Annotated in this window: 23 protein-coding genes and 2 pseudogenes; 12 read left to right on the top strand and 13 right to left on the bottom strand. The window is 71.9% G+C overall.

Annotated features, from left to right (window positions below; genetic code table 11):
- Window positions 1–5 precede the first annotated feature (5 nt).
- On the top strand, window positions 6–455 hold the full coding sequence (locus ACFYZJ_RS01090; protein WP_388561491.1) for a GNAT family N-acetyltransferase: 450 nt from the start codon (window positions 6–8) through the stop codon (window positions 453–455).
- Window position 456: 1 nt separating this feature from the next.
- Here ACFYZJ_RS01090 and ACFYZJ_RS01095 read toward each other — a convergent pair whose 3' ends face one another.
- Window positions 457–651 (bottom strand): hypothetical protein, encoded by a 195-nt coding sequence (locus tag ACFYZJ_RS01095; protein WP_388561493.1) that lies wholly within the window; start codon window positions 649–651, stop codon window positions 457–459.
- Between the two features lie 244 nt (window positions 652–895).
- On the opposite strand from ACFYZJ_RS01095, the gene ACFYZJ_RS01100 reads away from it, so the two are divergent.
- The gene (locus ACFYZJ_RS01100) at window positions 896–1,711 is read left to right on the top strand and encodes a polysaccharide deacetylase family protein (RefSeq protein WP_388561495.1); all 816 of its coding nucleotides are present in this window, start codon (window positions 896–898) and stop codon (window positions 1,709–1,711) included.
- Between the two features lie 95 nt (window positions 1,712–1,806).
- On the opposite strand, the gene ACFYZJ_RS01105 is transcribed toward ACFYZJ_RS01100, so the two are convergent.
- Entirely contained in the window at window positions 1,807–2,265 is a 459-nt protein-coding gene (locus tag ACFYZJ_RS01105) for an AAA family ATPase (RefSeq protein WP_388561497.1), read from the bottom strand.
- Window positions 2,266–2,383: 118 nt separating this feature from the next.
- On the opposite strand from ACFYZJ_RS01105, the gene ACFYZJ_RS01110 reads away from it, so the two are divergent.
- Window positions 2,384–3,604 (top strand): site-2 protease family protein, encoded by a 1,221-nt coding sequence (locus ACFYZJ_RS01110; RefSeq protein WP_388561499.1) that lies wholly within the window; start codon window positions 2,384–2,386, stop codon window positions 3,602–3,604.
- Between the two features lie 52 nt (window positions 3,605–3,656).
- On the opposite strand, the gene ACFYZJ_RS01115 is transcribed toward ACFYZJ_RS01110, so the two are convergent.
- From ACFYZJ_RS01115 to ACFYZJ_RS01125, 3 genes and pseudogenes are all read right to left on the bottom strand, one after another.
- Window positions 3,657–4,217, bottom strand: coding sequence for a hypothetical protein (locus ACFYZJ_RS01115; RefSeq protein ID WP_388561501.1), 561 nt, complete (start codon window positions 4,215–4,217; stop codon window positions 3,657–3,659).
- 140 nt (window positions 4,218–4,357) lie between these two features.
- A pseudogene (locus ACFYZJ_RS01120) lies at window positions 4,358–5,220 on the bottom strand (carbohydrate ABC transporter permease).
- Window positions 5,217–5,816 (bottom strand): annotated as a pseudogene (locus ACFYZJ_RS01125) (carbohydrate ABC transporter permease); the annotation flags it as partial. The pseudogenes ACFYZJ_RS01125 and ACFYZJ_RS01120, both read right to left, overlap by 4 nt.
- Window positions 5,817–5,866: 50 nt before the next feature.
- On the opposite strand from ACFYZJ_RS01125, the gene ACFYZJ_RS01130 reads away from it, so the two are divergent.
- From ACFYZJ_RS01130 to ACFYZJ_RS01145, 4 genes are all read left to right on the top strand, one after another.
- Complete coding sequence (locus ACFYZJ_RS01130) at window positions 5,867–7,201, top strand: Gfo/Idh/MocA family protein (RefSeq protein ID WP_388561503.1); 1,335 nt, start codon at window positions 5,867–5,869, stop codon at window positions 7,199–7,201.
- A gap of 260 nt (window positions 7,202–7,461) precedes the next feature.
- The gene (locus tag ACFYZJ_RS01135; RefSeq protein WP_388561505.1) at window positions 7,462–7,929 is read left to right on the top strand and encodes an SRPBCC family protein; all 468 of its coding nucleotides are present in this window, start codon (window positions 7,462–7,464) and stop codon (window positions 7,927–7,929) included.
- A complete protein-coding gene (locus ACFYZJ_RS01140; protein WP_388561507.1) occupies window positions 7,926–8,576 on the top strand; it encodes a class I SAM-dependent DNA methyltransferase in 651 nt (216 codons plus the stop codon). Before ACFYZJ_RS01135 ends, ACFYZJ_RS01140 begins: the two co-directional genes overlap by 4 nt.
- Window positions 8,577–8,593: 17 nt before the next feature.
- The gene (locus ACFYZJ_RS01145) at window positions 8,594–9,400 is read left to right on the top strand and encodes a class I SAM-dependent methyltransferase (protein ID WP_388561509.1); all 807 of its coding nucleotides are present in this window, start codon (window positions 8,594–8,596) and stop codon (window positions 9,398–9,400) included.
- A gap of 18 nt (window positions 9,401–9,418) precedes the next feature.
- Here ACFYZJ_RS01145 and ACFYZJ_RS01150 read toward each other — a convergent pair whose 3' ends face one another.
- The 5 genes from ACFYZJ_RS01150 to ACFYZJ_RS01170 all read right to left on the bottom strand — a co-directional run bounded on the left by ACFYZJ_RS01150 (window position 9,419) and on the right by ACFYZJ_RS01170 (window position 16,080).
- Window positions 9,419–10,570: an XdhC family protein gene (locus tag ACFYZJ_RS01150; RefSeq protein ID WP_388561511.1), complete on the bottom strand. Its 1,152-nt coding sequence runs from the start codon at window positions 10,568–10,570 to the stop codon at window positions 9,419–9,421.
- A 50-nt stretch (window positions 10,571–10,620) separates the two neighbouring features.
- The gene (locus tag ACFYZJ_RS01155; RefSeq protein ID WP_388561513.1) at window positions 10,621–12,078 is read right to left on the bottom strand and encodes an NCS2 family permease; all 1,458 of its coding nucleotides are present in this window, start codon (window positions 12,076–12,078) and stop codon (window positions 10,621–10,623) included.
- 152 nt (window positions 12,079–12,230) lie between these two features.
- Window positions 12,231–14,615: a xanthine dehydrogenase subunit D gene (gene pucD / locus ACFYZJ_RS01160; protein ID WP_388561515.1), complete on the bottom strand. Its 2,385-nt coding sequence runs from the start codon at window positions 14,613–14,615 to the stop codon at window positions 12,231–12,233.
- A gap of 2 nt (window positions 14,616–14,617) precedes the next feature.
- Window positions 14,618–15,190 (bottom strand): (2Fe-2S)-binding protein, encoded by a 573-nt coding sequence (locus tag ACFYZJ_RS01165; RefSeq protein WP_388561517.1) that lies wholly within the window; start codon window positions 15,188–15,190, stop codon window positions 14,618–14,620.
- Window positions 15,190–16,080, bottom strand: a complete 891-nt coding sequence (locus tag ACFYZJ_RS01170) for an FAD binding domain-containing protein (protein WP_388561519.1) — start codon at window positions 16,078–16,080, stop codon at window positions 15,190–15,192. Before ACFYZJ_RS01170 ends, ACFYZJ_RS01165 begins: the two co-directional genes overlap by 1 nt.
- Before the next feature lie 337 nt (window positions 16,081–16,417).
- Here ACFYZJ_RS01170 and ACFYZJ_RS01175 point away from each other — a divergent pair, with 337 nt between their 5' ends.
- The 3 genes from ACFYZJ_RS01175 (at window position 16,418) to ACFYZJ_RS01185 (ending at window position 19,627) form a co-directional block, all read left to right on the top strand.
- Complete coding sequence (locus tag ACFYZJ_RS01175; protein ID WP_388561521.1) at window positions 16,418–18,082, top strand: PucR family transcriptional regulator; 1,665 nt, start codon at window positions 16,418–16,420, stop codon at window positions 18,080–18,082.
- 150 nt (window positions 18,083–18,232) lie between these two features.
- A complete protein-coding gene (locus ACFYZJ_RS01180; protein ID WP_388561523.1) occupies window positions 18,233–19,009 on the top strand; it encodes a hypothetical protein in 777 nt (258 codons plus the stop codon).
- Between the two features lie 114 nt (window positions 19,010–19,123).
- Entirely contained in the window at window positions 19,124–19,627 is a 504-nt protein-coding gene (locus tag ACFYZJ_RS01185) for a DUF2231 domain-containing protein (RefSeq protein ID WP_388561525.1), read from the top strand.
- 40 nt (window positions 19,628–19,667) lie between these two features.
- Here the strand turns inward: ACFYZJ_RS01185 and ACFYZJ_RS01190 are convergent, their stop codons facing one another.
- Window positions 19,668–19,877, bottom strand: coding sequence for a hypothetical protein (locus ACFYZJ_RS01190; RefSeq protein WP_388561527.1), 210 nt, complete (start codon window positions 19,875–19,877; stop codon window positions 19,668–19,670).
- 94 nt (window positions 19,878–19,971) lie between these two features.
- Window positions 19,972–20,886: a GntR family transcriptional regulator gene (locus ACFYZJ_RS01195; protein WP_388561529.1), complete on the bottom strand. Its 915-nt coding sequence runs from the start codon at window positions 20,884–20,886 to the stop codon at window positions 19,972–19,974.
- A 765-nt stretch (window positions 20,887–21,651) separates the two neighbouring features.
- Here ACFYZJ_RS01195 and ACFYZJ_RS01200 point away from each other — a divergent pair.
- A complete protein-coding gene (locus tag ACFYZJ_RS01200) occupies window positions 21,652–22,695 on the top strand; it encodes a DUF2637 domain-containing protein (RefSeq protein ID WP_388561531.1) in 1,044 nt (347 codons plus the stop codon).
- 123 nt (window positions 22,696–22,818) lie between these two features.
- Here ACFYZJ_RS01200 and ACFYZJ_RS01205 read toward each other — a convergent pair whose 3' ends face one another.
- Window positions 22,819–23,271 (bottom strand): ATP-binding protein, encoded by a 453-nt coding sequence (locus ACFYZJ_RS01205; protein WP_388561533.1) that lies wholly within the window; start codon window positions 23,269–23,271, stop codon window positions 22,819–22,821.
- Between the two features lie 304 nt (window positions 23,272–23,575).
- Here ACFYZJ_RS01205 and ACFYZJ_RS01210 point away from each other — a divergent pair, with 304 nt between their 5' ends.
- Complete coding sequence (locus ACFYZJ_RS01210) at window positions 23,576–24,184, top strand: hypothetical protein (RefSeq protein WP_388561535.1); 609 nt, start codon at window positions 23,576–23,578, stop codon at window positions 24,182–24,184.
- Window positions 24,185–24,284: the final 100 nt, after the last annotated feature.

Here is a 24,284-nt window from a genome sequence, read left to right on the forward strand (position 1 = left end):
CGATCATGGTGGACTGGGACATGCGGCCGGCGTCGGTGCCGGATGTCGAGGCGGTGGCCGAGTTGCGTGCGGTGGTGCTGCGGGCGGATCTCGAACGGCTCGGGCGGTACGACGCACAGCGGGTGCGGCAGCGGCTGCGCGAGGGATTCGATCCGGCGCACACCTGGGTGATCGAGGTGGGCGGTGCGTTCGTCGGCTGCGTGGCGCTGCGACCGGCCGAGGACTCCCACTGGCTGGAGCACTTCTACCTGGCCCCGCGAGTTCAGGGCAACGGTGTCGGTTCGGGTGTGCTGCGAGTGCTGCTGGAGCGGTGCGACCGCAGCGGCGTACTGGTCCGGTTGAACGTCCTGCAGGGCAGTCCGGCCCGACGGCTGTACGAGCGGCACGGGTTCATGGTCGAGGCCGAGGACCCCGTGGACGTGTTCATGGTGCGCGAGCCGTCCCTCCCTGGATGACTCAGAGGCCCAGGTCGGCCGCCAGGCAGGAGAAGGACATCCATGATCCCTCGGGGTTGTAGGCGTCCCTTGCCGGGTCGTTCGGCGTCGCCTGCTTTTCTTCGACCATGTCCTCGAACCGAATGCGCTCGGGCAACTTGCCGAACCGCGCCTGACGTGCCACAGCGGCACTGTCCACAGCACCCCGACTTTCCATGGTCGACCTCCGCTCGGTCGGTGGCGGATCGAGTCCTCTCGCTCCCGTGGACGTCAGATTCACATGGACGTGAGTCACCTGTCAAGAGGGTGACGAATTGCGGGTAGTCCAACCCTCCTGGACCCGCATTCAACGTTCACTTTTATGGCCGAGGACGGCGACGTTCACCAGTACATCACCTCTCGAACTGGTGACGTCACCGCTCAGGGCGCCCGCGATGCACACCCTGACTAAAATCGCGCATATGCCTCGTATCCCTCACCGAGGTTCTTGGGTCACCACACTGGTGACCGCATCGGCGCTGGCGTTCGGCCCGTCCGGCTGCGGCGGCAACGGCCTCACCCCACGGGACGGGACCACCAAGCAGGCGCCATCGGCGAGCGGTACGGCGACCGGATCCGCCCACAACCCCCAACGGCCCCAACGGCCCGCCGACTGCCGGAGGGCGAAGTGCGTGGCCCTCACCTTCGACGACTCACCGAGCGCACGCACCCCGCGGATCCTGGACATCCTGCGCCGGTACGGGGTGCACGCCACGTTCTTCACGCTGGGCAAGCACCACGTCCGGAAGTACCCGGGGACCGTCGGGCGGATGGCCGCGGAAGGCCACGAGGTGGAGACCCTCACCTGGTCGCACCGGATCCTCACCGAGATCAGCCCGGCCGACGCGCGCAAGGAGATCACCCAGGGCCGCGACGCGGTGGCGAAGGTCATCGGCCACAGGCCGGTCCTGCTGCGCCCGCCGGAGGGTCGTACGAACGCGACCGTGACCGCGATCTGCCGGCAACTCGGCATGGCGCAGGTCCTCTGGAGCGCCAGTGCATCCGACTACCAGACCACCGACTCCGGCCTGATCAGCAGCCGGATCCTGGCCGAGACAGGTCCCGGGGGGATCATCCTGCTGCATGACCTCGTGGACCCCACCAACCGCGGCTACAACGGTACGGTCGCCGCGATTCCCGGCATCATCTCCGCCCTCAAGGCCCGCGGCTACACCTTCGTCACCATCACCGAACTCCTCGCCCCGGCCAGGCCCCGACCGGGCGCGGTGTACGAGTGACCGGCCGCGGCCCCGGCGCTGCCTCGGCCAGGCCGCAGGGAAGGACTACGCGACCGCAGCACCGACCGGGCAGCGGGAAAAGCCTGCAGGGCCGGTCACCGGACCTCGAAGCCGCCGCGCCCGTCGAAACGCACCTCCAGGACCGCGTCGAAGCCGTCCGCCGGGGACGGCCTGCGCAACCGCTTCAGGGTCGCGAACACACCGATGTCCGGGACCCGCTCACGGTCCGCGCGGGTGGCGTTGCGAGCCAGCGAGCCCGTGAGGTCCGGCGGGAACCAGTACGCCGTGACGGTCGCGCCGTGGGCGTGGCCCACCTCCACCAGCGGGCCCCACTCCTGCGGCGACGGGTTGGTGTTGTCCACCGCCAGCGGCCGCCCCGCCGCCAGGGCCTCCTGCACCTGCCGCATCTGCCGCCGCTGCTTGTTGCGGGAGCGTCGGGGGAACCGGTCCTTGCTGACCAGCTCGTACCGGCCGGAGAGCCGCTGCACGTAGAAGGTCGACTTCCCCGAGGCCTGCAGCCCCACGAGCACGGCCATGTCCAGTCCTGTCCCCATACGGGCCACGATGACACGAGGTCGGCGGACGGTGAAACGCCTGTCGGGACCGGCTCGGCGTTCCCGCGAACCGGGCGGACGATGAGAGGAGGAGGAATCATCTCCGCTGGAGAGCGTCGTGACGAGGCGGCGCGCGCCCGGCGGCCGCTCGGGCGGGATCGCGGCCGACGGGCCGGGCGCCGGGAAGGCGGGGGGTTCGGTGAAGGAGACACTGTCTCTCGGGCGCATCGCCGGCGTACGCGTCGGCCTGCACTGGAGTGTGCTGGTCATCATCGTGCTGGTCGCCGTCGCCCTGGCCCGCGGGCGGCTTCCCGCGGCCCACCCCGGTCACCCGGCCTGGACCTACTGGGCGGCGGCGCTGCTGACCTCGCTGGTGTTCCTTGCGTCGCTGCTCGCGCACGAACTCGCCCACGCGGTCGTCGCACGCCGCAACGACGTCCAGGTCGACGGCATCACGCTGTGGATGCTGGGCGGTGCCGCCCGGCTGCGCACGGAGGCGCCGACACCCGGCGCCGAGCTGCGCATCGCCGCGGTGGGGCCGCTGACCAGCCTGGTCGCGGGCGGGGTGTGCACGGGCCTGGCCGTGGGTCTCGACGCCCTGCACGTCTCGGGACTGGTGGTCGAGGCCGTCGCCTGGCTCGCCGCCATCAACATCGTGCTGGCCGTGTTCAACGCCCTGCCGGCGGCCCCGCTGGACGGTGGACGGCTGCTGCGGTCGTTCCTGTGGCACCGCACCGGTGACCGGGTGCGAGCGACCCGGGGCGCCTCGGCAGCGGGCCGGGTCCTGGGTTGGATGCTGATGGCCGGCGGGTTCGCGGCGGTGCTCTTCGCGGGCAATCTGTCGGGGCTGTGGTCGGCGCTGATCGGCTGGTTCCTCATCACCACCGCGACCGCGGAGGCCCGCCAGGCGGAGCTGCGCAGCGCCCTGCACGGCGTCCCGGTGAGCCGGGTGATGACCCGGGACCCGGTCACCGTCCCCGCTGCGATGACCGTGGGCCAGTTCCTCGCGGAGACGGCCTTCGACCGGTTCCGTCACTCCGCCTTCCCGGTCCTGGCGCCCGCCGGCGGTGTGGCCGGGCTGGTCACCGTCGGCGGCGTCCGTGACGTCCCGCCGCACGCCCGGCCGACCACCACCATCGGCGAGGTGATGCGCCCGCTCGCGGACATCGAGACGACCGCACCCGGCGACATGGTCGTGGAGCTGCTGCCCCGCCTCCAGGAGAGCCGGGAGCGCAGGGCCCTCGTGCTGGACGAAGGGCGCCTGGTCGGCATCGTCACGCTCGCCGACATCAGCCGTGTCGTGACCTGGCTGACCGGTTCACCCCGCAGGGACGGCTAGGGCGTCTCTCGGATGAGGGGGGCTTGTCCTTCGGATGGGGCCGGCTCCGAGTTCAGTCGGTCGCGTCTCCCCCCTGCCGGCCCCGCCCCTCCACCGCCGTCACGGCCATCGCCAACGGGCCGGGGGCCAGGAACGCCAGCGGCAGCAGCATCCAGGCGCACAGACCCGCCGTCACCAGGGCGAGCAGGACGAGGGCGCTGCCGCCCGCGTCCCGGGCCGCTGTCCCGGCTGCCGCGCGTACCGCCGTCGGCCAGTCCGTCAGTGACTCGGGGCGGGCACAGGCCCGCAGGCCCACCGCCGCGGCACACGCGCCGATCGCCGCTGCCGTGACCGCGAACCCCGGCGCGCCCGGCAGGCCCGCGCCCGCCAGGGCCAGGTCCGTCGCCAGCAGCAGCAGGACACCCGTGAGGGCCACCGCCCCGTCCGCCAGGTCCCCGACCCGCAGGCGGCCGCGCAGCACCCGAAGGTACCGTCCCACCGTGACCGGCCGGCCCTCCCGCACCCCGCGCAGGACCGCGCACGCCGTCGACAGCGCCGCGGGCGCGGTCAGCAGCGGCAGGGACGCGACCGCCGTCGCCAGGCCCAAGCTCAGCACGTCGGCGAAGAGGGTCATCCGGGGACCGAAGACCTCCCCGGGCTCCCGCACCGTACGCCCGCTGATCCCTTCGGCCCTGTGCCCGCTGATCCCTTCGGCCCTGTGCCCGCTGATCCCTTCGGCCCCCTGCCCGCTCATCCCTTCGGCCCCGTACCCGCTCATCCCTTCAGCCCCGAACTCGCCATCCCCTCCACCAGGAACCGCTGGAAGGCGAGGAAGAACAGCACGATCGGCAGCAGCGCGATCACCGACATCGCGAACATCGGGCCGAACGCCGAGGTGCTGGACGCGTCCACGAACGACCTCAGTGCCAGCGTCAGCGTGAACTTCTCCGGCGAGAAGAGGTAGATCAGCTGGGTGAAGAAGTCGTTCCACGTCCAGATGAAGGTGAAGATCGCCGTGGTGATCAGGGCCGGGCGGGTCAGCGGCAGGATCACCAGGAAGAACGAGCGGAACGGCCCGCAGCCGTCGATCCGGGCCGCCTCCTCCAGCTCGCGCGGCAGCCCCCGCATGAACTGCACGATGAGGAAGGCGAAGAACGCCTCCGTGGCGAGGAACTTGGGCAGGATCAGCGGCCAGTAGGTGTTCACCATGCCGAGCTTGTTGAAGATGATGTACTGCGGGATCAGCACGGCGTGGTGCGGCAGCATGATGGTGGCGATCATGAAGGCGAACAGCGGCGCGCGGAAGCGGAACCGCAGCCGGGCGAAGGCGTACGCGGTCAGGGAGCAGGAGATGAGGTTGCCGAGGACCGCGCCCCCGCGATGAGCAGGGAGTTGCCGAGCAGCCGCCAGACGGAGACGTCGTTCACGCCGTCGAGCGCCGTCTTGTAGTTGGACCACTCCAGGTGACCGGGCAGCAGGTTCAGGCTGGCGATGACCTCGTCCGCGGGCTTGAGCGAGGTCGCGAGCAGCCACGCCAACGGGTAGAGCATCACCAGCAGCGCGGCCAGGCAGCCGGCGTGCAGGGCCACCCGGCGCCGGGCGACCGGCTTGCGCAGGGTGGAGGCAGTCGTCCTCATCGGGCTCCCCCATCAGTGTCGGAGGCGTGGAAGACCCAGGACCGCGAGGTGCGGAACAGCACCGCGGTGACCGCGCCGATGACCAGCAGCAGCACCCAGGCCATCGCCGAGGCGTAGCCCATGTGGGAGGCGACGAAGCCGCGGTCGTAGAGGTAGAGCGTGTAGAACAGGGTCGAGTCGGCGGGCCCGCCCTTGCCGGCGCTGACCGCGAAGGCGGGGGTGAAGGCCTGGAAGGCCTGGATGGTCTGGAGCACCAGGTTGAAGAAGATCACCGGGGACAGCATCGGCACGCTGACGGACAGGAACTGCCGCCACCGGCTCGCCCCGTCGACCTCGGCGGCCTCGTACAACTCCCCAGGGATCTGCTGGAGTCCGGCGAGGAAGATGACCGTCGGTGCGCCGAACTGCCCCACCGTCAGCAGGGCGACCGCGAGCAGCGCCCAGCCGGGTCGGGTGACCCAGCCGCCGGTGCCGAGGAGGTGGTCGACCGTGCCGCCGTCGTTGAAGATCGCCCGCCAGACGAGCGCGATGGACATGGACGCGCCGAGCAGGGAGGGCGCGTAGAAGGCGGAGCGGTAGAAGCCCTTGGCACGGCGGATGTCACAACAAGCCCTCTGCACCGCTTCCGTGGGACGGAGCCCCGAGCATGACTTCCGACACCGCACCTCGCCGCCGCGCCGCCGTCGTGGGCCTGGGCGCCCGTGCCCGGCTCTTCACCGAGGCCCTGTCAGTGCCGTACGCGGACCGGATCGAACTGGCCGGCTTCTGCGACGTCAACGCCCACCGCATGGCCGTCCACAACGACTGGATCACCGCCGACCATCCGGGCCGCCCGCCCGTACCGGCGTACGACGCCGAGGACTTCGAACTGATGCTGCGCCGTGAGCGCATCGACCTGGTGGTGGTGTGCAGTGTGGACCGCACCCACGACCACTACATCGTGGCCGCCCTGGAGGCGGGCTGCGACGTGGTCACCGAGAAGCCGATGACCACGGACGCCGAGCGGGCCCGCCGCATCCTGGACACCCGGCGCCGCACCGGCCGCGAGGTGCGGGTCGCCTTCAACTACCGCTACAACCCGGTGCACTCGGCGGTACGGGAGCTGCTGGCGGCCGGGGAGATCGGCGAGGTCGGGTCGGTGCACTTCGAGTGGCTGCTCGATCTGCGGCACGGCGCCGACTACTTCCGCCGCTGGCACCGGGAGAAGGCCAACTCCGGCGGCCTGATGGTGCACAAGGCGACGCACCACTTCGACCTGGTCAACTGGTGGCTGGACTCCCGGCCCGAGACCGTCTTCGCGCAGGGCGGCCTCTTCTTCTACGGCGACGAGGCCGGCCGGCGCCGGGGCCTGGCCCGTCCGTACACCCGTGCCCACGGCTCCCCCGCGGCCGACGGCGCCCCCTTCGCGCTGCGGCTCGCGGACTCCCCGGTGCTCAGCGCGCTGTACCTGGAGGCGGAGCGGGAGGACGGCTACCACCGGGACCAGAACGTGTTCGGGCCGGGTGTGACCATCGAGGACGACATGGCGGTCCTGGTGCGGTACGCGTCCGGGGCGAGCCTGACGTACCACCTCACCGCGTACGCGCCCTGGGAGGGCTACCGCATCGCCTTCAACGGCAGCGAGGGGCGGCTGGAGCTGCTGGTCGAGGAGTCCACGTGGTCACCGCGCCGGACGCGGGACGGCGCCACCGGCCCGGTGCTGCACGGCGCCGAGACCGACGCGCAGGCGGGCCGGACCGAGCTGCTGCTGCGCCGGTTCTGGGAGCGCCCGCGCGAGGTGAAGGTCGCCACCGGCGAGGGCGGGCACGGCGGCGGGGACGTACGGATGCCGGCGGACCTGTTCGGCGAGCACGCCGAGGACCCGCTGGGGCGGGCGGCGGACGCCACGGCCGGGGCGCGCTCCCTGGTGACGGGGCCGGCCGCGAACCGGTCGTTCGAAACCGGACTGCCCGTACGGGCACGGGAGTTGCTGCACGTCTGAGCCGAGTTTCCCATGAATGTGCCAGGCCCTCGAAATGCATGTGCCAGACCCTCGACGTCACTCCCTGACTGCGGGTCAGGGACGACGTCGAAATGCATGTGCCAGACCCTCGACGTCACTCCCTGACTGCGGGTCAGGGACGACCGGCGTCTCCGCAGGAGAGTACGTCCTGGCTGTTGTACCTACGCACGTGCGGATGCGGTAGGGGCCCCGAGGCGCGTCGCCGGGTGTCGGAGCACCCGCGCGCGTACGATCCCCCGGTGGTCCTCTTCCGGCTCGAACGCGTCACCCCGCTCCCGGTCGAGCAGGCCTGGCTCCGGCTCACGGACTGGCCGCGCCACGCCGATGTGGTGCCACTGACCCGCGTCACGGTGCCGACGCCCGCGCCGACGGGCGTCGGCACCGTGTTCGTGGCCCGCTCGGGCGTGGGACCGCTGGCCTTCGACGACCCGATGGAAGTGGTCGACTGGCGGCCGCCGACCCGGTGCCGCATGGTCAAACGCGGCGGTGTCGTCACCGGTTGGGCGGAGATCGAGGTGAGTCCCCACGGCGACACGGGCTCGCGCGTGGTGTGGCGGGAGGAACTGGCCGTACGCCTCCTGCCGGCCCTCTTCGACCGGCCGCTCGGGTGGCTCGCCCGGCGGATGTTCGGGCGCGCGATGGACGGACTGCTCAGGCCGAATCCGGCCCCCGGTGTCAGTGGTGGCGTCTACAGTCCACCGTCATGACCGATGCCACACACCTCCGCACCACCCGGGCGTCGTACGACACCGTCGCCGCGGACTACGACCGGCTGCTCAGGAACGCCTTGGACGACAGTCCCTTCGACCGGGCCATGCTGGGGGTGTTCGCCGAGCGGGTACGGGCGGCCGGAGGCGGGCCGGTCGGGGACCTCGGGTGCGGGACGGGACGGGTGACGGGCCACCTGGACAAGCTGGGGCTCGACGCCTTCGGGGTCGACCTCTCCCCCGGGATGGTGGCCGTGGCCCGGCGGGTCCACCCCTCGCTGCGGTTCGAGGTGGGGTCGATGACCGGCCTCGGCATCGCGGACGACACGCTCGCCGGCGCCCTCGCCTGGTACTCCACGGTGCACACGCCGCCCCAGGAACTGCCCGTGTGCTTCGCCGAGTTCCACCGGGTGCTGGCGCCCGGCGGCCACCTCCTGATGGCCTTCAAGGTCGGCGACGAGCGCCGGCACCTGGACCACGCCTACGGGCACGACCTGTCCCTCGACGTCTACCACTTCCGGCCCGAGCATGTCTCCGAGTTGCTGACGGACGCCGGTTTCGACGAGATCGCCCGGCTCGTGCGGGCGGCCGAGGGCTGGGAGAAGTCCCCGCAGGGCTACCTCCTCGCCCGCAAGCGCGCCCGGTGACCGGAAGGGGCGGGAGCTTGTCCGACTCCTCGGTGCGGGACTTCTACGACCGGCTGGCCCCGGACTACCACCTGATCTTCGCGGACTGGGACACGAGCATGGCCCACCAGGCCGAGGTGCTGGGCGGGCTGCTCCGCCGCCGTCTCGGGTCGGGGCCGTACCGGATCCTGGACTGCTCCTGCGGGATCGGTACCCAGGCGATCGGGCTGGCCCTGGCCGGGCACCGGGTCGTCGGCAGTGACCTGAGTCCCGTCGCCGCCGCACGCGCCGCCGCCGAGGGTGCTGCCCGCGGGGCCGCCCTTTCGACGGCTGCCGCGGACATGCGCCTGCTGCCCTTCAGGTCATCGGTGTTCGACGTCGTCGTCTGCGCGGACAACTCGCTCCCCCACCTGCTCACCGCGCGGGACGTCGAGGCCGCGCTCCTCGGCATGCGACGGGTGCTCCGGGACGACGGGCTGTTGGTGATCACGGTCCGGGACTACGACGAGGCCCGCCGGGACAGACCCACGGCGACACCGCCCCGGGTCGTGCGGACGCCCGACGGCCAGGTGATCACCTTCCAGCTCTGGCACTGGCACGAGGACGGCGAGCGCTACGACCTGGAGCACTTCCAGCTGATCCCCGAGGGGAGCACCTGGGACGTCCGGGTACGCCGGACCACCTATTGGGCGCTGACCCGCGCACAGCTGACGCAGTTCGCCGCCGAAGCCGGCTTCACCGACATCACCTGGCACACTCCGGCCCCCGACGGGTACTACCAGCCCGTGCTCACCGCACGGCGCGCGCCCTCCGACCCGCAGGCGCTGCCCGCCGGAATCCGATGACCGGGGAGGAGCGACCGGTCAGGCCACCGAACCGATCCGCGCGGCCGGTGCCTGGGCCGTGTCGTGGTGGATCGGGGTGTGGGCGCCGGTGAGCGAGACGCCGCTGCCGCCCCGCCGGGCGGCGACGATCTCCGCCGCTATCGACAGGGCGGTCTCCTCCGGTGTGCGGGCGCCCAGGTCGAGGCCTATGGGGGACCTCAGGCGCGCCAGCTCCAGTTCGGTGACGCCGACCGCGCGCAGGCGTTCGTTGCGGTCCAGATGGGTGCGGCGGGAGCCCATCGCGCCGACGTACGCGACCGGCAGCCGCAGCGCCAGCCTCAGCAGCGGTACGTCGAACTTGGCGTCGTGGGTCAGGACGCACAGGACCGTGCGGGCGTCGACCTGCGTGCGCTCCAGGTACCGGTGCGGCCACTCGACGACGATCTCGTCGGCCTCCGGGAAGCGGGTGCGGGTGGCGAAGACGGGCCGGGCGTCGCACACGGTGACCCGGTAGCCGAGGAACGTGCCGATGCGGACGAGCGCGGAGGCGAAGTCGATCGCACCGAAGACGATCATCCGGGGCGGTGGGACGGACGACTCGACCACCATCGTGAGCGGCGCTCCACAGCGCGAGCCCTGCTCTCCGATTTCGAGGGTGCCGGTGCGGCCCGCGTCCAGGAAGGCGCCCGCCTCGGCCGCCACCGTGCGGTCCAGCTCCGGGTGGCCGCCGAAGCCGCCCTCGTACGTGCCGTCGGGGTGGACGAGCAGCGCCCTGCCGAGCAGTTCCGCCGGGCCCGACACGACCCGTGCCAGCGCCGCCGCCCGACCGCGCGCCGCGGCGGCCAGCGCGGAGGCGAGCACCGGGCGGGAGGGGTCGGCCGCCCGGACGGGGGTGACCAGGATGTCGATGACGCCGCCGCAGGTCAGGCCCACCGCGAAGGCGTCGTCATCGCTGTATCCGAAGCGCTCCAGGACGGTTCCCCCGTCCTGGAGCGCCTGCCGGCACAGCTCGTACACCGCGCCCTCCACACAACCGCCGGAGACCGAGCCGATCGCCGTGCCGGCGGCGTCCACCGCGAGGGCCGCACCCGGCTGCCGGGGGGCGCTGCCCCCGACCGCCACGACGGTGGCCACGGCGAAATCGCGGCCCTGCTCGACCCATCGGGCCAGCTCCTCGGCGATGTCCAACATCTCTCGGTCTCCTTGACAGCGGTTGTGAAGAGGGTCCCTCGGTGAAGCGGCTAGCGCACGCCCAGCCAGCTCTCGATCGGGTGGAGGGCGAAGTAGACCAGGAACACCACCGTCAGGCCCCACATGAAGGCGCCGACCTCCCGCGCCCTGCCCTGGGCGGTCTTGATGGCGACGTAGGAGACGACACCGGCGGCGACACCGGTGGTGATGGTGTACGTGAACGGCATCAGGACCACGGTCAGGAAGACCGGGATCGCGGTGGCACGGTCGGCCCAGTCCACATGGCGGGCGTTCATCAGCATCATCGCGCCGATCACTACCAGGGCGGCGGAGGCCACCTCCTGGGGGACGATCGCCGTCAGCGGGGTGAAGAACAGGCACGCCGCGAAGAGCAGGCCGGTGACGACGGAGGCGAGGCCCGTGCGGGCGCCCTCGCCGACGCCGGTGGCGGACTCGATGAACACCGTCTGGCCGGAGCCGCCCGCCACACCGCCGATCGCACCGCCCGCGCCGTCGATGAACAGCGCCTTGGAGAGCCCCGGCATGCGGCCCCTGTCGTCGGCGAGCCCGGCCTCCGTACCGACACCGATGATGGTGGCCATCGCGTCGAAGAATCCGGCCAGCACGAGGGTGAAGACGATCATCCCGACGGTCATGACGCCGACCTTGCCCCAGCCGCCGAACTCCACCTGCCCGAAGAGCGAGAAGTCGGGCATCGACACCGCGCCGCCGTGCAGTTCGGGTGCTCCGCTCGCCCAGGCGCCGGCCTTGATGGCGCCCGCCGCGTTCAGCACCGCCGCAACCACGGTGCCACTGACGATGCCGATGAGGATGGCGCCGGGGACGCCCCGGGCCTGGAGCATGAAGACGAGCAGGAGGGTGCCGGCGAAGAGCAGGACCGGCCAGCCGGTGAGCTGGCCCGCCGGGCCGAGGGTGACCGGCGTCGCCTTGCCCTGGTGCACGAAGCCGGACTTGTAGAAGCCGATCAGGGCGATGAACAGGCCGATGCCCATGGTGATCCCGTGCTTCAGCGCCAGCGGGATCGCGTTCATGATCATCTCGCGGAGGCCGGTGACGACCAGGAGCATGATGACCGCGCCGTAGATCACGCACATGCCCATGGCCTGCGGCCAGGTCATCTGGGGGGCGACCTGGGAGGAGAGGACACCGGAGACGGAGAGGCCCGCGGCGAGGGCGAGTGGCACCTTGCCGACGAAGCCCATCAGCAGTGTGGTGACCGCCGCTGCGAACGCGGTCGCGGTGATCACCGCCTTCTGGTCGAGCGTGTCCCCGGCCGCGTCCCTGCCGGACAGGATCAGGGGGTTCAGCAGGAGGATGTACGCCATCGCCATGAAGGTGGTGATGCCGCCGCGCACCTCGCGGGCGAGCGTGGATCGGCGCGCGGATATGTGGAAGTACCGGTCGAGCCAGGGCCTGCCGGCCGGGACGGGGGGCTTCGTGCCCGCGTCCTCGGCTGTCGGCCTTGGCTCCACTGAGGGGTGGGTCATGGTGCCGTCTCCCAAGTTTCATAGGGGGTTGGGATGTGCACGACCCGGGGGACGGCCCGAGACGAACGGTGGTGCGTGCGGTGGTGCAGCGGGCGGCCGTCAGGGCACTGGGGAGGCACGACTGCCCGCAACGGCGGCGGGGGTGGGCCCGGTTACGCCGTGCCCGTGAGGTGTTCCGGGCGTACCGGAGTGCGATTCAGTTCCAGGCCCGTCGCGTCGCGGATCGCCGCGAGCACGGCCGGAGTTGACGACAGCGTGGGTGCCTCGCCGACTCCGCGCAGGCCGTACGGGGCGTGGTCGTCGGCCAGTTCCAGGACGTCGACCGGGATCGTCGGCGTGTCCAGGATCGTGGGGATCAGGTAGTCCGTGAACGACGGGTTCCTCACCTTCGCCGTCCTCGGGTCGACGACGATCTCCTCCATGACCGCGATGCCCAGACCCTGGGTCGTTCCGCCCTGGATCTGGCCGGTCACGGACAGGGGGTTGAGCGCCTTGCCGACGTCCTGGGCGCAGGCCAGTTCGATGACCTTGACCAGGCCCAGCTCGGTGTCGACCTCCACCACGGCGCGGTGCGCGGCGAAGGAGTACTGGACGTGGCCGTTGCCCTGGCCGGTGCGCAGGTCGAAGGGCTCGGTCGGGCGGTGCCGCCACTCGCGCTCGATCTCCACGGCTTCGTCGCCGAGGACGTCCACCAGGTCGGCGAGCACCTCTCCCCCGTCGGTGACGACCTTGCCGCCCTCCAGCAGCAGCTCCGCCGTGGCCCAAGCCGGGTGGTACGAGCCGAACTTGCGCCGGCCGATCTCCAGGACCCGCTCGCGGACCAGCTCGCAGGCGTGCTTCACGGCGCCGCCGGTGACGTACGTCTGGCGGGACGCGGACGTCGAACCCGCCGAGCCGACCTGCGTGTCCGCCGGGTGGATCGTCACCTGGGCGACGCCCAGCTCGGTCCGGGCGATCTGCGCGTGGACGGTGACGCCGCCCTGGCCGACCTCCGCCATCGCCGTGTGCACGGTGGCCACGGGTTCGCCCGCGATGACCTCCATGCGGACCTTGGCCGTGGAGTAGTCGTCGAAGCCCTCGGAGAAGCCGACGTTCTTGATGCCGACCGCGTAGCCGACACCGCGGACGACGCCTTCGCCGTGCGTGGTGTTGGACAGGCCGCCGGGCAGCTGTCGTACGTCCGCGCCCTCGGAGCTCTCCCACTGGCGCTCCGGCGGCAGGGGCATCGCCTTGACGCGGCGCAGGAGTTCGGCGACCGGCGCCGGTGAGTCGACGACCTGCCCGGTGGGCATGACCGCACCCTGGGACATCGCGTTGCGCTGCCGGAACTCCACCGGGTCCATGCCGAGCCTCTTGGCGAGCTTGTCCATCTGCGCCTCGTAGGCGAAGCACGCCTGGACCGCGCCGAAGCCGCGCATGGCTCCGCAGGGCGGGTTGTTGGTGTAGAGGGCGATGGCCTCGATGTCGACGTCGTCCACCACGTACGGACCCACGCCGAGCGAGGAGGCGTTGCCCACGACCGCCGGGGAGGAGGACGCGTAGGCGCCGCCGTCGAGGACGATCCGGCACTTCACGTGGGTGAGCCGGCCGTCCTTCGTCGCGCCGTGCTCGTAGTACAGCTTCGCCGGGTGGCGGTGGACATGGCCGAAGAAGGACTCGAAGCGGTTGTAGACGATCTTGACCGGCTTACCGGTGCGCAGGGCGAGCAGACAGGCGTGGATCTGCATCGACAGGTCCTCGCGGCCGCCGAAGGCCCCGCCGACACCGGCCAGGGTCATCCGGACCTTGTCCTCGGGCAGGCCGAGGACGGGTGCGATCTGGCGGAGGTCGGCGTGCAGCCACTGGGTGGCGATGTAGAGGTCGACGCCGCCGTCCTCGGCGGGGACGGCAAGGCCGGACTCCGGACCGAGGAACGCCTGGTCCTGCATGCCGAAGACGTACTCGCCCTCGACGATCACATCGGCCCGCCTGCGTGCCTCCTCGACGTCGCCCCGCACGATCGGCTGCCGGTGGACGATGTTCGGGTGCGGGACGTGGGCCGCGTGGTGATCCGTGCGGTTGTCGTGCACGAGGATCGCGTCCGGGGCGAGCGCGGACGCCTCGTCCGTGATGACCGGGAGTTCGCGGTACTCGACCTTGATCTTGGCGGCGGCGCGACGAGCGGTCTCCGGGTGGTCGGCGGCGACGATCGCGACGGGCTCGCCGTGGTGGCGGACCTTGCCGTGGGCGAGGACCGGGGTGTCCTGGATCTCCAGGCCGTAGTTCTTCACGTCGGTCGGCAGGTCGTCGTACGTCATCACGGCGTACACGCCCGGCGTTGCGAGGGCCTCGCCGGTGTCGATGGAGACGATCTCGGCGTGGGCGACCGTGGAGCGCAGGATCTGGCCCCACAGCATGTCCTCGTGCCACATGTCGGACGAGTACGCGAACTCGCCGGTGACCTTGAGCGTGCCGTCCGGGCGGAGCGTGGACTCGCCGATGCCGCCCTTGGTCCGGGACCCCTGTGTGATCGTCGTGGGAATTCCGTTGGCGGCCATGGTCAGAGCCCCTCCGACTGCCGGGCGGCCGCCAGGCGGACCGCGTCCATGATCTTCTCGTAGCCGGTGCAGCGGCACAGGTTGCCGGACAGGGCCTCGCGGATGTCCGCGTCGGTCGGGTTCGGGTTGCGCTCCAGCATCTCGTCGGCGGCGACCAGCAGCCCGGGCGTGCAGAAGCCGCACTGGACGGCACCGGCGTCGATGAACGCCTGCTGGACCGGCGCGAGTTCGCTTCCCTCGCCGGTCTGCGAGTCGGTGCCCTTCGCCTGCCACCGCTTGGCCTCGTCGAGCGACGTGCCGGGGGAGTCCGTGCCGCACGCGCGCTGCCTGGCGTACTCCGCCAGGCCCTCGACCGTGACCACCTCGCGGCCCTCCACCTGCCCGGCGGCCACCAGGCAGGAGCACACCGGCACGCCGTCCAGACGCACCGTGCAGGAGCCGCACTCGCCCTGTTCGCAGGCGTTCTTGGAGCCCGGCAGGCCCAGCCGCTCGCGCAGCACGTACAGCAGGGACTCGCCCTCCCAGACGTCGTCGGCCTCCTGTGGACGTCCGTTGACCGTGAAGTTGACGCGCATCACGCGGCTCCCTTCGAGGTGCGGCGGGCGCCGCGGTACGACTCCCAGGTCCAGGTCAGTGTCCGGCGGGCCATGACCCCGACCGCGTGGCGGCGGTAGTTCGCGGTACCCCGGACGTCGTCGATCGGGTTGCAGGCGGCGGCGCACAGCTCCGCGAACTGCCGGGCGACGGAAGGAGCGATGATCTTGCCGTTGTCCCAGAAGCCACCCTCCTCCAGCGCCGCGTTCAGGAACTCCTCGGCGGCCTTGGCCCGGACGGGCGTCGGGGCGGCCGAGCCGATGCCGGTGCGGACCGTGCGGGAGGCGGGGTGCAGGGCGAGCCCGAAGGCACAGACCGCGATCACCATGGCGTTGCGGGTGCCGACCTTCGAGTACTGCTGGGGGCCGTCGGCCTTGTCGATGTGGACGGCGCGGATCAGTTCGTCGGGGGCGAGGGCGTTGCGCTTCACGCCGGTGTAGAAGGCGTCGATCGGGATGCGGCGGGCGCCGCGCACGGACTCGACCTCGACCTCCGCTACCGCCGCGAGCAGCGCCGGGTGGGCGTCGCCGGCCGGGGAGGCGGTGCCGAGGTTGCCGCCGACGCCGCCGCGGTTGCGGATCTGCGGGGAGGCCACCGTGTGGGAGGCGAGGGCCAGGCCGGGCAGCTCGGCCCGCAGGTTCTCCATGATCCGGGTGTAGGGGACCGAGGCACCGAGCCGCACGCTGTCCTCGCCGACCTCCCACTCGTAGAGGTCACCGATGCGGGTGAGGTCCATCAGGTGCTCGGGCCGGCGGTGGTCGAAGTTGATCTCGACCATCACATCGGTGCCACCCGCGATCGGTACGGCGCTGGGGTGCTCCGCCTTGGCGGCGAGCGCCTCCTCCCAGCTGGCGGGGCGAAGGAAGTCCATGACCGGCTCTTTCTGCTTCGTCTCGGTGGGGCGGTACGGATCGAGCCATATCCGGTGCGGCGGGCCCGGCTCGTTCAGGTGCTGTTCACGTGGAGTGGGGTCAGTACACCGCCGGGTACTCCAACGGGGTCAGTCACCGAAAACATGAAGGAGTTGGCTGGTGAGGGCGGCCATCTTGTAGATTCATATGAACGGAGGTCGTCCGTAACCTCTCCGGTTTGCCCTGGAAACACGACGCACCGGCGGCGGCGACCGCGAGCACGGCTTCCGAAACGCCCAGGCCAACGCCCTGGCCGACCGACCATGGATTTCCGGACAAGAACGGCGGCAACGACACATGCGGCTGCGCGCACTGCTGAACACCGACGCGCTGGGGCTGCGGCTGCTCGGCGGCGAGGACGAGCTCGACCGTACCGTGCGCGGTGTGATGACCACGGACCTGAAGGACCCCAGCCGGTACCTCTCCGGCGGTGAACTGGTCCTCACGGGCCTGGCGTGGCGGCACGACCCCGCCGACTCCGAGCCCTTCGTGCGCATCCTGACGAGCGCCGGCGTGGCCGCGCTCGCGGCGGGCGAGGCGGAGCTGGGCGACGTCCCGGACGACCTGGTCGCGGCCTGCGCCCGGCACCGGCTGCCGCTGTTCGCCGTCCACGAGTCGGTGGCGTTCGCCACGATCACCGAGCACGTCGTACGGCAGGTCTCCGGCGAGCGGGCCGGGGACCTGGCGGCCGTGGTGGACCGGCACCGGCGGATGATGACACCCGGCCCGGCGGGCGGCGGCCCGGACGTCGTGCTGGACCTGCTCCACTCCGACCTCGACCTGCGGGCCTGGGTGCTCTCCCCCACCGGCCCGCCGATCGCCGGGCCGACGCCGGGTCCGGCCGCGGAGGTGTGCGCGAAGCTGGCGGCCGAGCACCTGGCGGCGACGCGCACGGGGCGCCGGGGAACGCACCGGGTGACGCTGGGCGCGACGACGTACTCCCTCTTCCCGATCCGCAGCAACGGCCGCGGCGGCGGATCGCGGGACGTGCGCGAGACGGTGCTGTCCGACTGGCTGCTCGCGGTCGAGGCGGACGCCGGGGACTGGGCCGAGGAGCGGCTCGACCTGCTGTACGGCGTCACCCAGCTGATCGCGGTCGAACGGGACCGGCGCGACGCGGCGCGCACGGTACGGCGGCGGCTCGCGCAGGAGGTCCTGGAGCTGGTGCAGACGGGGGCCGCGCCCGCCGAGATCGCGGCCCGGCTGCGGGTCGCCGCACCCGTGCTGCTGCCGGGGCTGGGGTCGGCGCCGCAGTGGCAGGTGGTGGTGGCCCGGGTCGAGTGGGACGGCGCGCAGGTGGAGACCGGGCCGGTCGCCCAGGCGCTGCTGGAGGAGATCCTCGTCGACCCTTCGCCGAGCTCTTCGGGCGAGCACGCCGACCGCATCGCGGTCGCCCACACGGGGGACGAGGCGATCGCGCTCGTCCCGCTTCCGGCCGTGCCCTCCGAGCACGACGGTTCCGAGCCGGGGATCCTCGCCGACGCCCTGCTCCAGGCCGTACGGGACCCGCTGTCCGCGGGGCTCGCCGACGACGGCCGGCTCACGCTGGGCGTCAGCGCCGCGGTGCTCTCCGCGGAGGGACTGCGCGGCGCCCTGGAGGAGGCGCGGCACGCCCGCCGGGTCGCCGCCGCTCGCCCGGGCCGGGTGTGCGCGGCCGGCCACCAGGAGCTGGCCTCGCACGTACTGCTGCTGCCGTTCGTCCCGGACGACGTGCGCCGCGCCTTCACGGCCCGTCTGCTGGACCCGCTGCGCGACTACGACCGCAGGCACCGCGCCGAGCTGATCCCGACCCTGGAGGCGTTCCTCGACTGCGACGGCTCCTGGACCCGTTGCGCGACCCGGCTGCACCTGCACGTCAACACACTGCGGTACCGGGTAGGGCGTATCGAGCAGTTGACGAGCCGGGACCTCTCACGCCTGGAGGACAAGCTCGATTTCTTCCTCGCGTTGCGCATGAGCTGAGGTCAGGGCGGTGGGGCACCGGGGTCATCATCCGCCGCCCCGGTCCAGGACTTTGTGAAATCCTTCACCCACCCTCTTGGCCCGGTGCCTCGATTGGTGCTGGAATGCCGCCACCACCTAAGGCTCGATGGCGTGCTCGGGGAGGGCAACGTGGCGCATACCGCCATGTCTGGTACCGGAACGACCGCAGCTGACGATCCACTCCAGACCGCGGTATGGCGGCTGCGCTCGCGCGCCTGCTGGGCCGACGCGGCTGCCCTCCTCCATCCGGAGACGGCCGAGGCATCCCTCCAGCGGGCCGCCCTGCTCGTGGAGCGGTGTCTGTACACGGAACAGGGCTGGGAGGAGGCCGAGGACGCGCTGCGCACGGCCGAGGCGCAGGCCCACAGCGACGAGGAGCGGGGCGCGGCCGCTTGTGAACGCGGGTACTTGGCGTACGCCGCCACCCTGCTAGGGGTCCGGGACCGGGCCGACGAGGCGCGGGCCGCGCTCGGCCGGGCGGCGGCGCTGGTCCCTCCGGGGACGCCGGGGAGGGCCCTGCTGGACTTCCGGCGCGGCCTGGTGGCCCAGAACCTCGCCGACGCCCCGCAGGCTGCCCGGGCGGCCTACCGGCGCGCGCACGCGGGCGCCGCCGCGTACGGCGACGCGCTGCTGCTCTCCTTCACCTGGCGGCACCTGGCGGGGCTCGCCCTGCGGGACGGCGAGGTGACGGAGGCGCGGCACGGCTTCGCCGAGTCCCTGCGGATCCGCGAGGAGCTGGGCTACCTCGTCGGTACGGCACCGGCGCTGGCGTCGCTCGCGGACGCGGAGTCCGAACCGGAGGCGTCCCGGCTGCGCGCGGAGGCGGGGCGGCTGTTCCGGCTGCTGGGAGGTGTGCCGACGTGGCTGGCGCGGCAGTTGGCGCCAGTGAAACCTGCCACATCGTAGGGATTTGGGCGGATTCGCCCGGACTCATCCCCTCCGGTTCTCAGAAGAAGCTGAGAATTTGCTGTGCCAGGCTGGCGCGCCGATCCCATGGCCACCCCCTGGAGGAGCGCTCCGATGACCGTCGTCAACGGCTTGCCCGCGCACGTGTTGTTCGTCCACTTCGTCGTCGTCCTGGTGCCGCTGAGCGCGCTGGCGCTCGTCGTCAGCGCGCTGTGGCCGCGGGCCGCGCGGCGGCTCGGCCTGATCCTGCCGGTGCTCGCGTTCGTCACGCTGGTGACCGTGCCCCTCACCTCCCACGCGGGCGAGTGGCTGGAGCGGCATGTGGGCAGCGATGCCCTGGTGCGCGAGCACGCCCGGCTCGGGGACGGTCTGCTGCCGTGGGCCCTCGGTCTGTTCCTGCTGGCGACGGCCGTGTGGTGGACGGCCCGCCGGGCGCCCGCGCCGCAGGGCGCCGTGGCCGGGTCGCGCGGCGGTGCGGTCGTCCGGGTGGCGGCGGCCGTGCTGTCCGTGGCCGTGGCCGTCGGCGCGGTGGTCGACGTGTACCGCATAGGCGATTCCGGCGCGAAGGCGGCCTGGCACGACGCCTTCTCCAAGACCGCCACCGGTCAGGGGGACTAGGCCGTCCGTCGCCGCAGCCGGACCCCCTCCGGCCGGCCGCTCACAGACCTCGGACGAACGTCCGGAGGCCGTCGTGGAACGCGGGGTCGCCGGCCAGGAGGGCGGTGACGGCGAGGAGGATGACGACGGCGGTGAGGACGACGACCGCCGCCCGCCCGCCGAGGCCGTGCCGTCCCGCCCGCCGCGCCCGCGCGACCAGCCGGTCCCGGTGTCCCCGCCCAGCCCGCTGCCGTGTTTCGAACATCGCCATCGGTCACCCCCGTGGGGCCGTCGCCCCGTTTCCGGCCGACACGCACGGGGCCGCCGGAGCGGTTCCCTCCCCTGTGCCCACCCGGGAGGCCCCGTCAGGAGGCCCCGGCGAAGTGTTCCCGTACGAGTGACTGCACCACCGTCAGGTCCTGGGCGGCCAGCGCATCGAGCAGTGCGGTGTGTTCGGCGGCGTCGGCGAGCAGGTCGGCACGGCCGCGGGAGACGGGGGCTTCGACCAGCGGCCACTGGGCACGGCGGTGCAGGTCGTCGGCGATCCGCAGGAGTTGCTCGTTGCCGGCGAGGGCGAGGACCGCGCGGTGGAAGGCGCGGTCCGACTCGGCATAGGTCGCCCGGCATCCGGAGGACGCGGCGCGGATGGTGGCCTCCGCCAGCGGGCGCAGCTCCGCCCAGCGCTCGGCGGGGACCGAGCGGGCGAGCCGCAGCATCACCGGAACCTCGATCAGGGCACGGATCTCGGCGAGTTCGGCCAGTTCGCGGGCGCCGCGCACGACGACGCGGAAGCCCCGGTTGGGCACGACCTCGACCGCGCCTTCCAGAGCCAACTGCTGCATCGCCTCACGCACGGGTGTGGCGGACACCCCGAACCGGTCGGCGAGCGCGGGCGCCGAGTAGACCTCACCGGGCGTCAGCTCGCCCGCGACCAGTGCGGTGCGCAGGGCGTCGAGGATCTGCCCGCGGACGGAGGCCCGCTGCACAACGGGACGCCCGTCCTGCGCGACGGATCCGGCGGTGGCCGCGTCCTGCCGCACGCACGGGTGCGGGATCGGCGACTCGCTGTGGGTGTGCTCACCGCGGGTGGCGCCCGTGGCGCCGGCCCGCTCGCGGACCTCGTCCGCGGCGTGGAGCTCGTCCGCGGCGCGGACCTCGTCCGCGGCGTGGAGCTGGTCCGCGGCGTGGAGCTGGTGCGGCACCCGCACGGCCCGCGTACCGGACGCCGCGGGCCCCGTCTCGGCAGAGCTCTCCGCGCGACGGGAACGGGCCTGCTCCACGGGCTCCTCCTCCGGTCCTTGCGGCGTCCTGCACTCTGCGCTCACTCTGTGATGTGTGTCACGACGGTTGTTTACCGCTCGTAAAGCACCTTAGGCACCATACGCTCCGGTTCCCCCACAGACCACCTCCAGTAAGGCCAGCCTTACCCATCGAGTAGCGCGACACGGTGGTTCCCGCACGCCCCGGCAGCCCCCTCCTTGTCCACCACGTCCCCGGCGGAGGACACGTACGCCCCACTCGGCGAGGAGCGGAGCAGCCGTACGCCGGCTCCGCCGTCCTTCCGCGAACCCGTCGGCAAACCCGTCGGCCCGGCGGTGAGTCACGACCCACCCATGTCCGGGCGAGCTGTTGCCCGTTCCACACGCCGAGCCCGGAGGACGCCCGCACCACCCGCCGCGTACCCGCGACGCCGACCGCACACTCAAGCCGACCGTCCACGAGGCCAGTTGGGTGAGATTCGGGGACCCCGGTGACCGACCACCGTCCGCGTGCCGTAGGATCCAGCCCCGGACGAGACCCCGCGCGACCCACACGCGTTTCACAAGTTCCTCACCTGTCGCAGGAACTTTCCGTGGAACCACCCGTACGGGTAGTCTTGTTCGAACTCAACTCCCGCCCCTCAAGCGGCAGTTCGAGCAGAACGCCGTCCTGGGCATCCCTCGCGCACTTCCTTGGCGGCCTCTTGCCCCGAAACCCCCTGAGGGCCGGTGGGATTGGGCCACTATGGCGGGCGTTACGCCCTATCCCAATGCAAGGGACCCCAGATGAGACTGACCGACATATCGCTGAACTGGCTGCTTCCGGGCGCCGTACTGCTCCTGGGCATGCTGGTGGCGGTGGCGGTGCTCGCGCGTGGCAAGCGCTCCTCCGGGGAGAACGCGAGCGCGGACGACTCGTGGGAGCGCGCCGAGGAGCGCCGCAGGCGCAAGGAGACCATCTACGCCACGGCCTCCTACGTCCTCCTCTTCTGCTGTGCGGCAGTCGCCGCGGCGCTCTCCTTCCACGGCTTGGTCGGCTTCGGCCAGCAGAACCTCGGCCTGACCGACGGCTGGGAGTACCTGGTCCCGTTCGGCCTGGACGGTGCGGCCATGTTCTGCTCCGTGCTCGCCGTCCGCGAGGCCAGCCACGGCGACGCGGCGCTCGGCTCCCGGATCCTGGTGTGGACGTTCGCGGCGGCGTCCGCCTGGTTCAACTGGGTGCACGCGCCCAGGGGCGTCGATCACGCGGGCGCCCCGCAGTTCTTCGCCGGCATGTCGCTGTCGGCCGCAGTGCTCTTCGACCGCGCACTGAAGCAGACCCGCCGCGCCGCGCTGCGCGAGCAGGGCCTGGTGCCGCGTCCGCTGCCGCAGATCCGTATCGTTCGCTGGCTGCGGGCACCCATCGAGACCTACAAGGCCTGGTCGCTGATGCTCCTCGAGGGTGTGCGCAGCCTGGACGAGGCCGTGGAGGAAGTGCGCGAGGACCGGCGCCAGAAGCAGCTCAACAAGGCGCGGCGCCGCGAGCAGCAGCGGGCCGAGCGCGCGCAGCTGAAGGCGCTCAGCCGCGGCCACCGCGCGCTCACCGGGGGCAACGGCGGCCGTCAGGTCGAGGTGCAGACCGTCGAGCGGGCCCCCGCACCGGTCTCATCGGAGCCTGCCATACCCGCGGGGGAACTGCCCTCGGGTACCCGCCCCTCGCTCCAGCCCGTCCGGAACTCCGCCGCTGACCCGATCACGGTCGACCTCACCGCCGAGGACGACACGATGGCGCTGCCGCGGCTCGACTCCCTGGAGCGCAAACTCAAGGACCTTGAACAGCAGTTCGGCTGAGACCGGACACCATCCCGGGAAGGGGGGCGCGGCGCCGATGCCGCGCCCCCTTCCCGTTTGTGCCGATGCCGCGCCCCCTTCCCGTTGGTGACGCCTGCTCCGGAGTGCCCCTCCGGCGCTGCCTCAGACGGCCTCCGCGCCGAGGTCGAACCACACCGCTTTTCCCACGCCGTGCGCCCGCACGCCCCATGCGTCCGCGAGTGACTGGACGAGGATCAACCCTCTGCCGTGCGTGCCGTCGTCGGTGCTCGGTACGCGCAGTCTCGGTCTGCGTCCCGCGAAGTCCCTTACCTCCACGTGGAGTCCGCGCGACGAGAGGGTGGCGGTGAGGACCGCGTCACGGTCGGTGTGGATGAGCGCGTTGGTGACCAGCTCACTTGTGAGCAGTTCGGCTATCTCGGAGCGTCCCGGCCTTCCCCAGTGCCGCAGCAACTCCCTGAGCGCTCTGCGCGCCTCGGGCACCGCCCGTAGATCCGCCCGTCCCAGCCGGCGCCTGAGCTGGGGGGCCGCCGAGTGGTCCGTCGGCGTGTCGGTCACTTCCTCCGTCGTCTTCGCCGAGGAGGCCCCGATGACCACGGGACCGCCCCCTCGTGCTCGCCTCTTCATGACCCCCGCCCCGTAGATGGATGCCGGTTCCCCTCTGCTCGAACACCTCCACGGACATGCATGCCCCGCCGACAGACCGGCAGTCATCGTGACGGCGTTTCTCCTCGACTTCCGGACACGCGGTCGTTCCTCGGTGACGCGACATCAGCCGTCATTACTCCAAAAGGATTGTTATTCATATTGTCGGTATGTCGGATATGACAGAGATCGTCACGGTCTGTACGTTCAATCACGCATCGGCTTTCAGCCGACGTCTCTCAGACAGGAGAAGCACATGGCAACGCGTTCCACCGTTGTAACCGCCGCGATCGCGGCTGCCGCGGCCCTGGCGGCCACCGGCATCACCTACGCCAACGCGGCTTCCGAGCCGGCCCAGGCGGCTCCCGTCGCCCCGGTCGCCGCGGCCCCCGCCCCTGCTGCCGCCCCCGCCCTCCCGCAGGGCGGCAACGGCGACAACAGCAGGGGCAACGAGGGCCGTGAGGGCCGTGAGGGCCGTGAGGACCGCGGGGACCACGACGAGGACTACGGTCGCGGCTACGAGCACGAGCACTTCGGCAAGGTCCGCATCAACGAGCGTGAGTACCCGGCCATCCCGGACGGTTGCGTCACGATCGTGAGCGGCCTCGGCTCCAAGAGCCTCAACATCCGCAACGACAGCAGGAAGACCGTCGAGGTCTTCTCCGGGGCCACCTGCGACAACGGCGCTCCCATCGCCATCGTCGGCCCCTGGAGCCAGAGCGACGGGGTGCACCCCCGTCACGTCAAGGGCGGCGTCAAGGTCAAGCACGGCGTCGTGGGCAGCTTCCGCGTGATCCGGCACCACCACGAGGAAGAGGAGCACGAGCACGAGCACGAGCACGGGCGCGAGCACGAGGGCAAGTGACCGAGCCGTCCGAGTCTGACACAACAGAACGAGAACCCCGGCCCGCCGGAATCGGGCCGGGGTTCCGGTCTTGGAGCCTCGCACAGCGAGGCGCGCGGCG

The sequence above is a fragment of the Streptomyces sp. NPDC001848 genome (assembly GCF_042891915.1).
GTDB lineage: Bacteria > Actinomycetota > Actinomycetes > Streptomycetales > Streptomycetaceae > Streptomyces.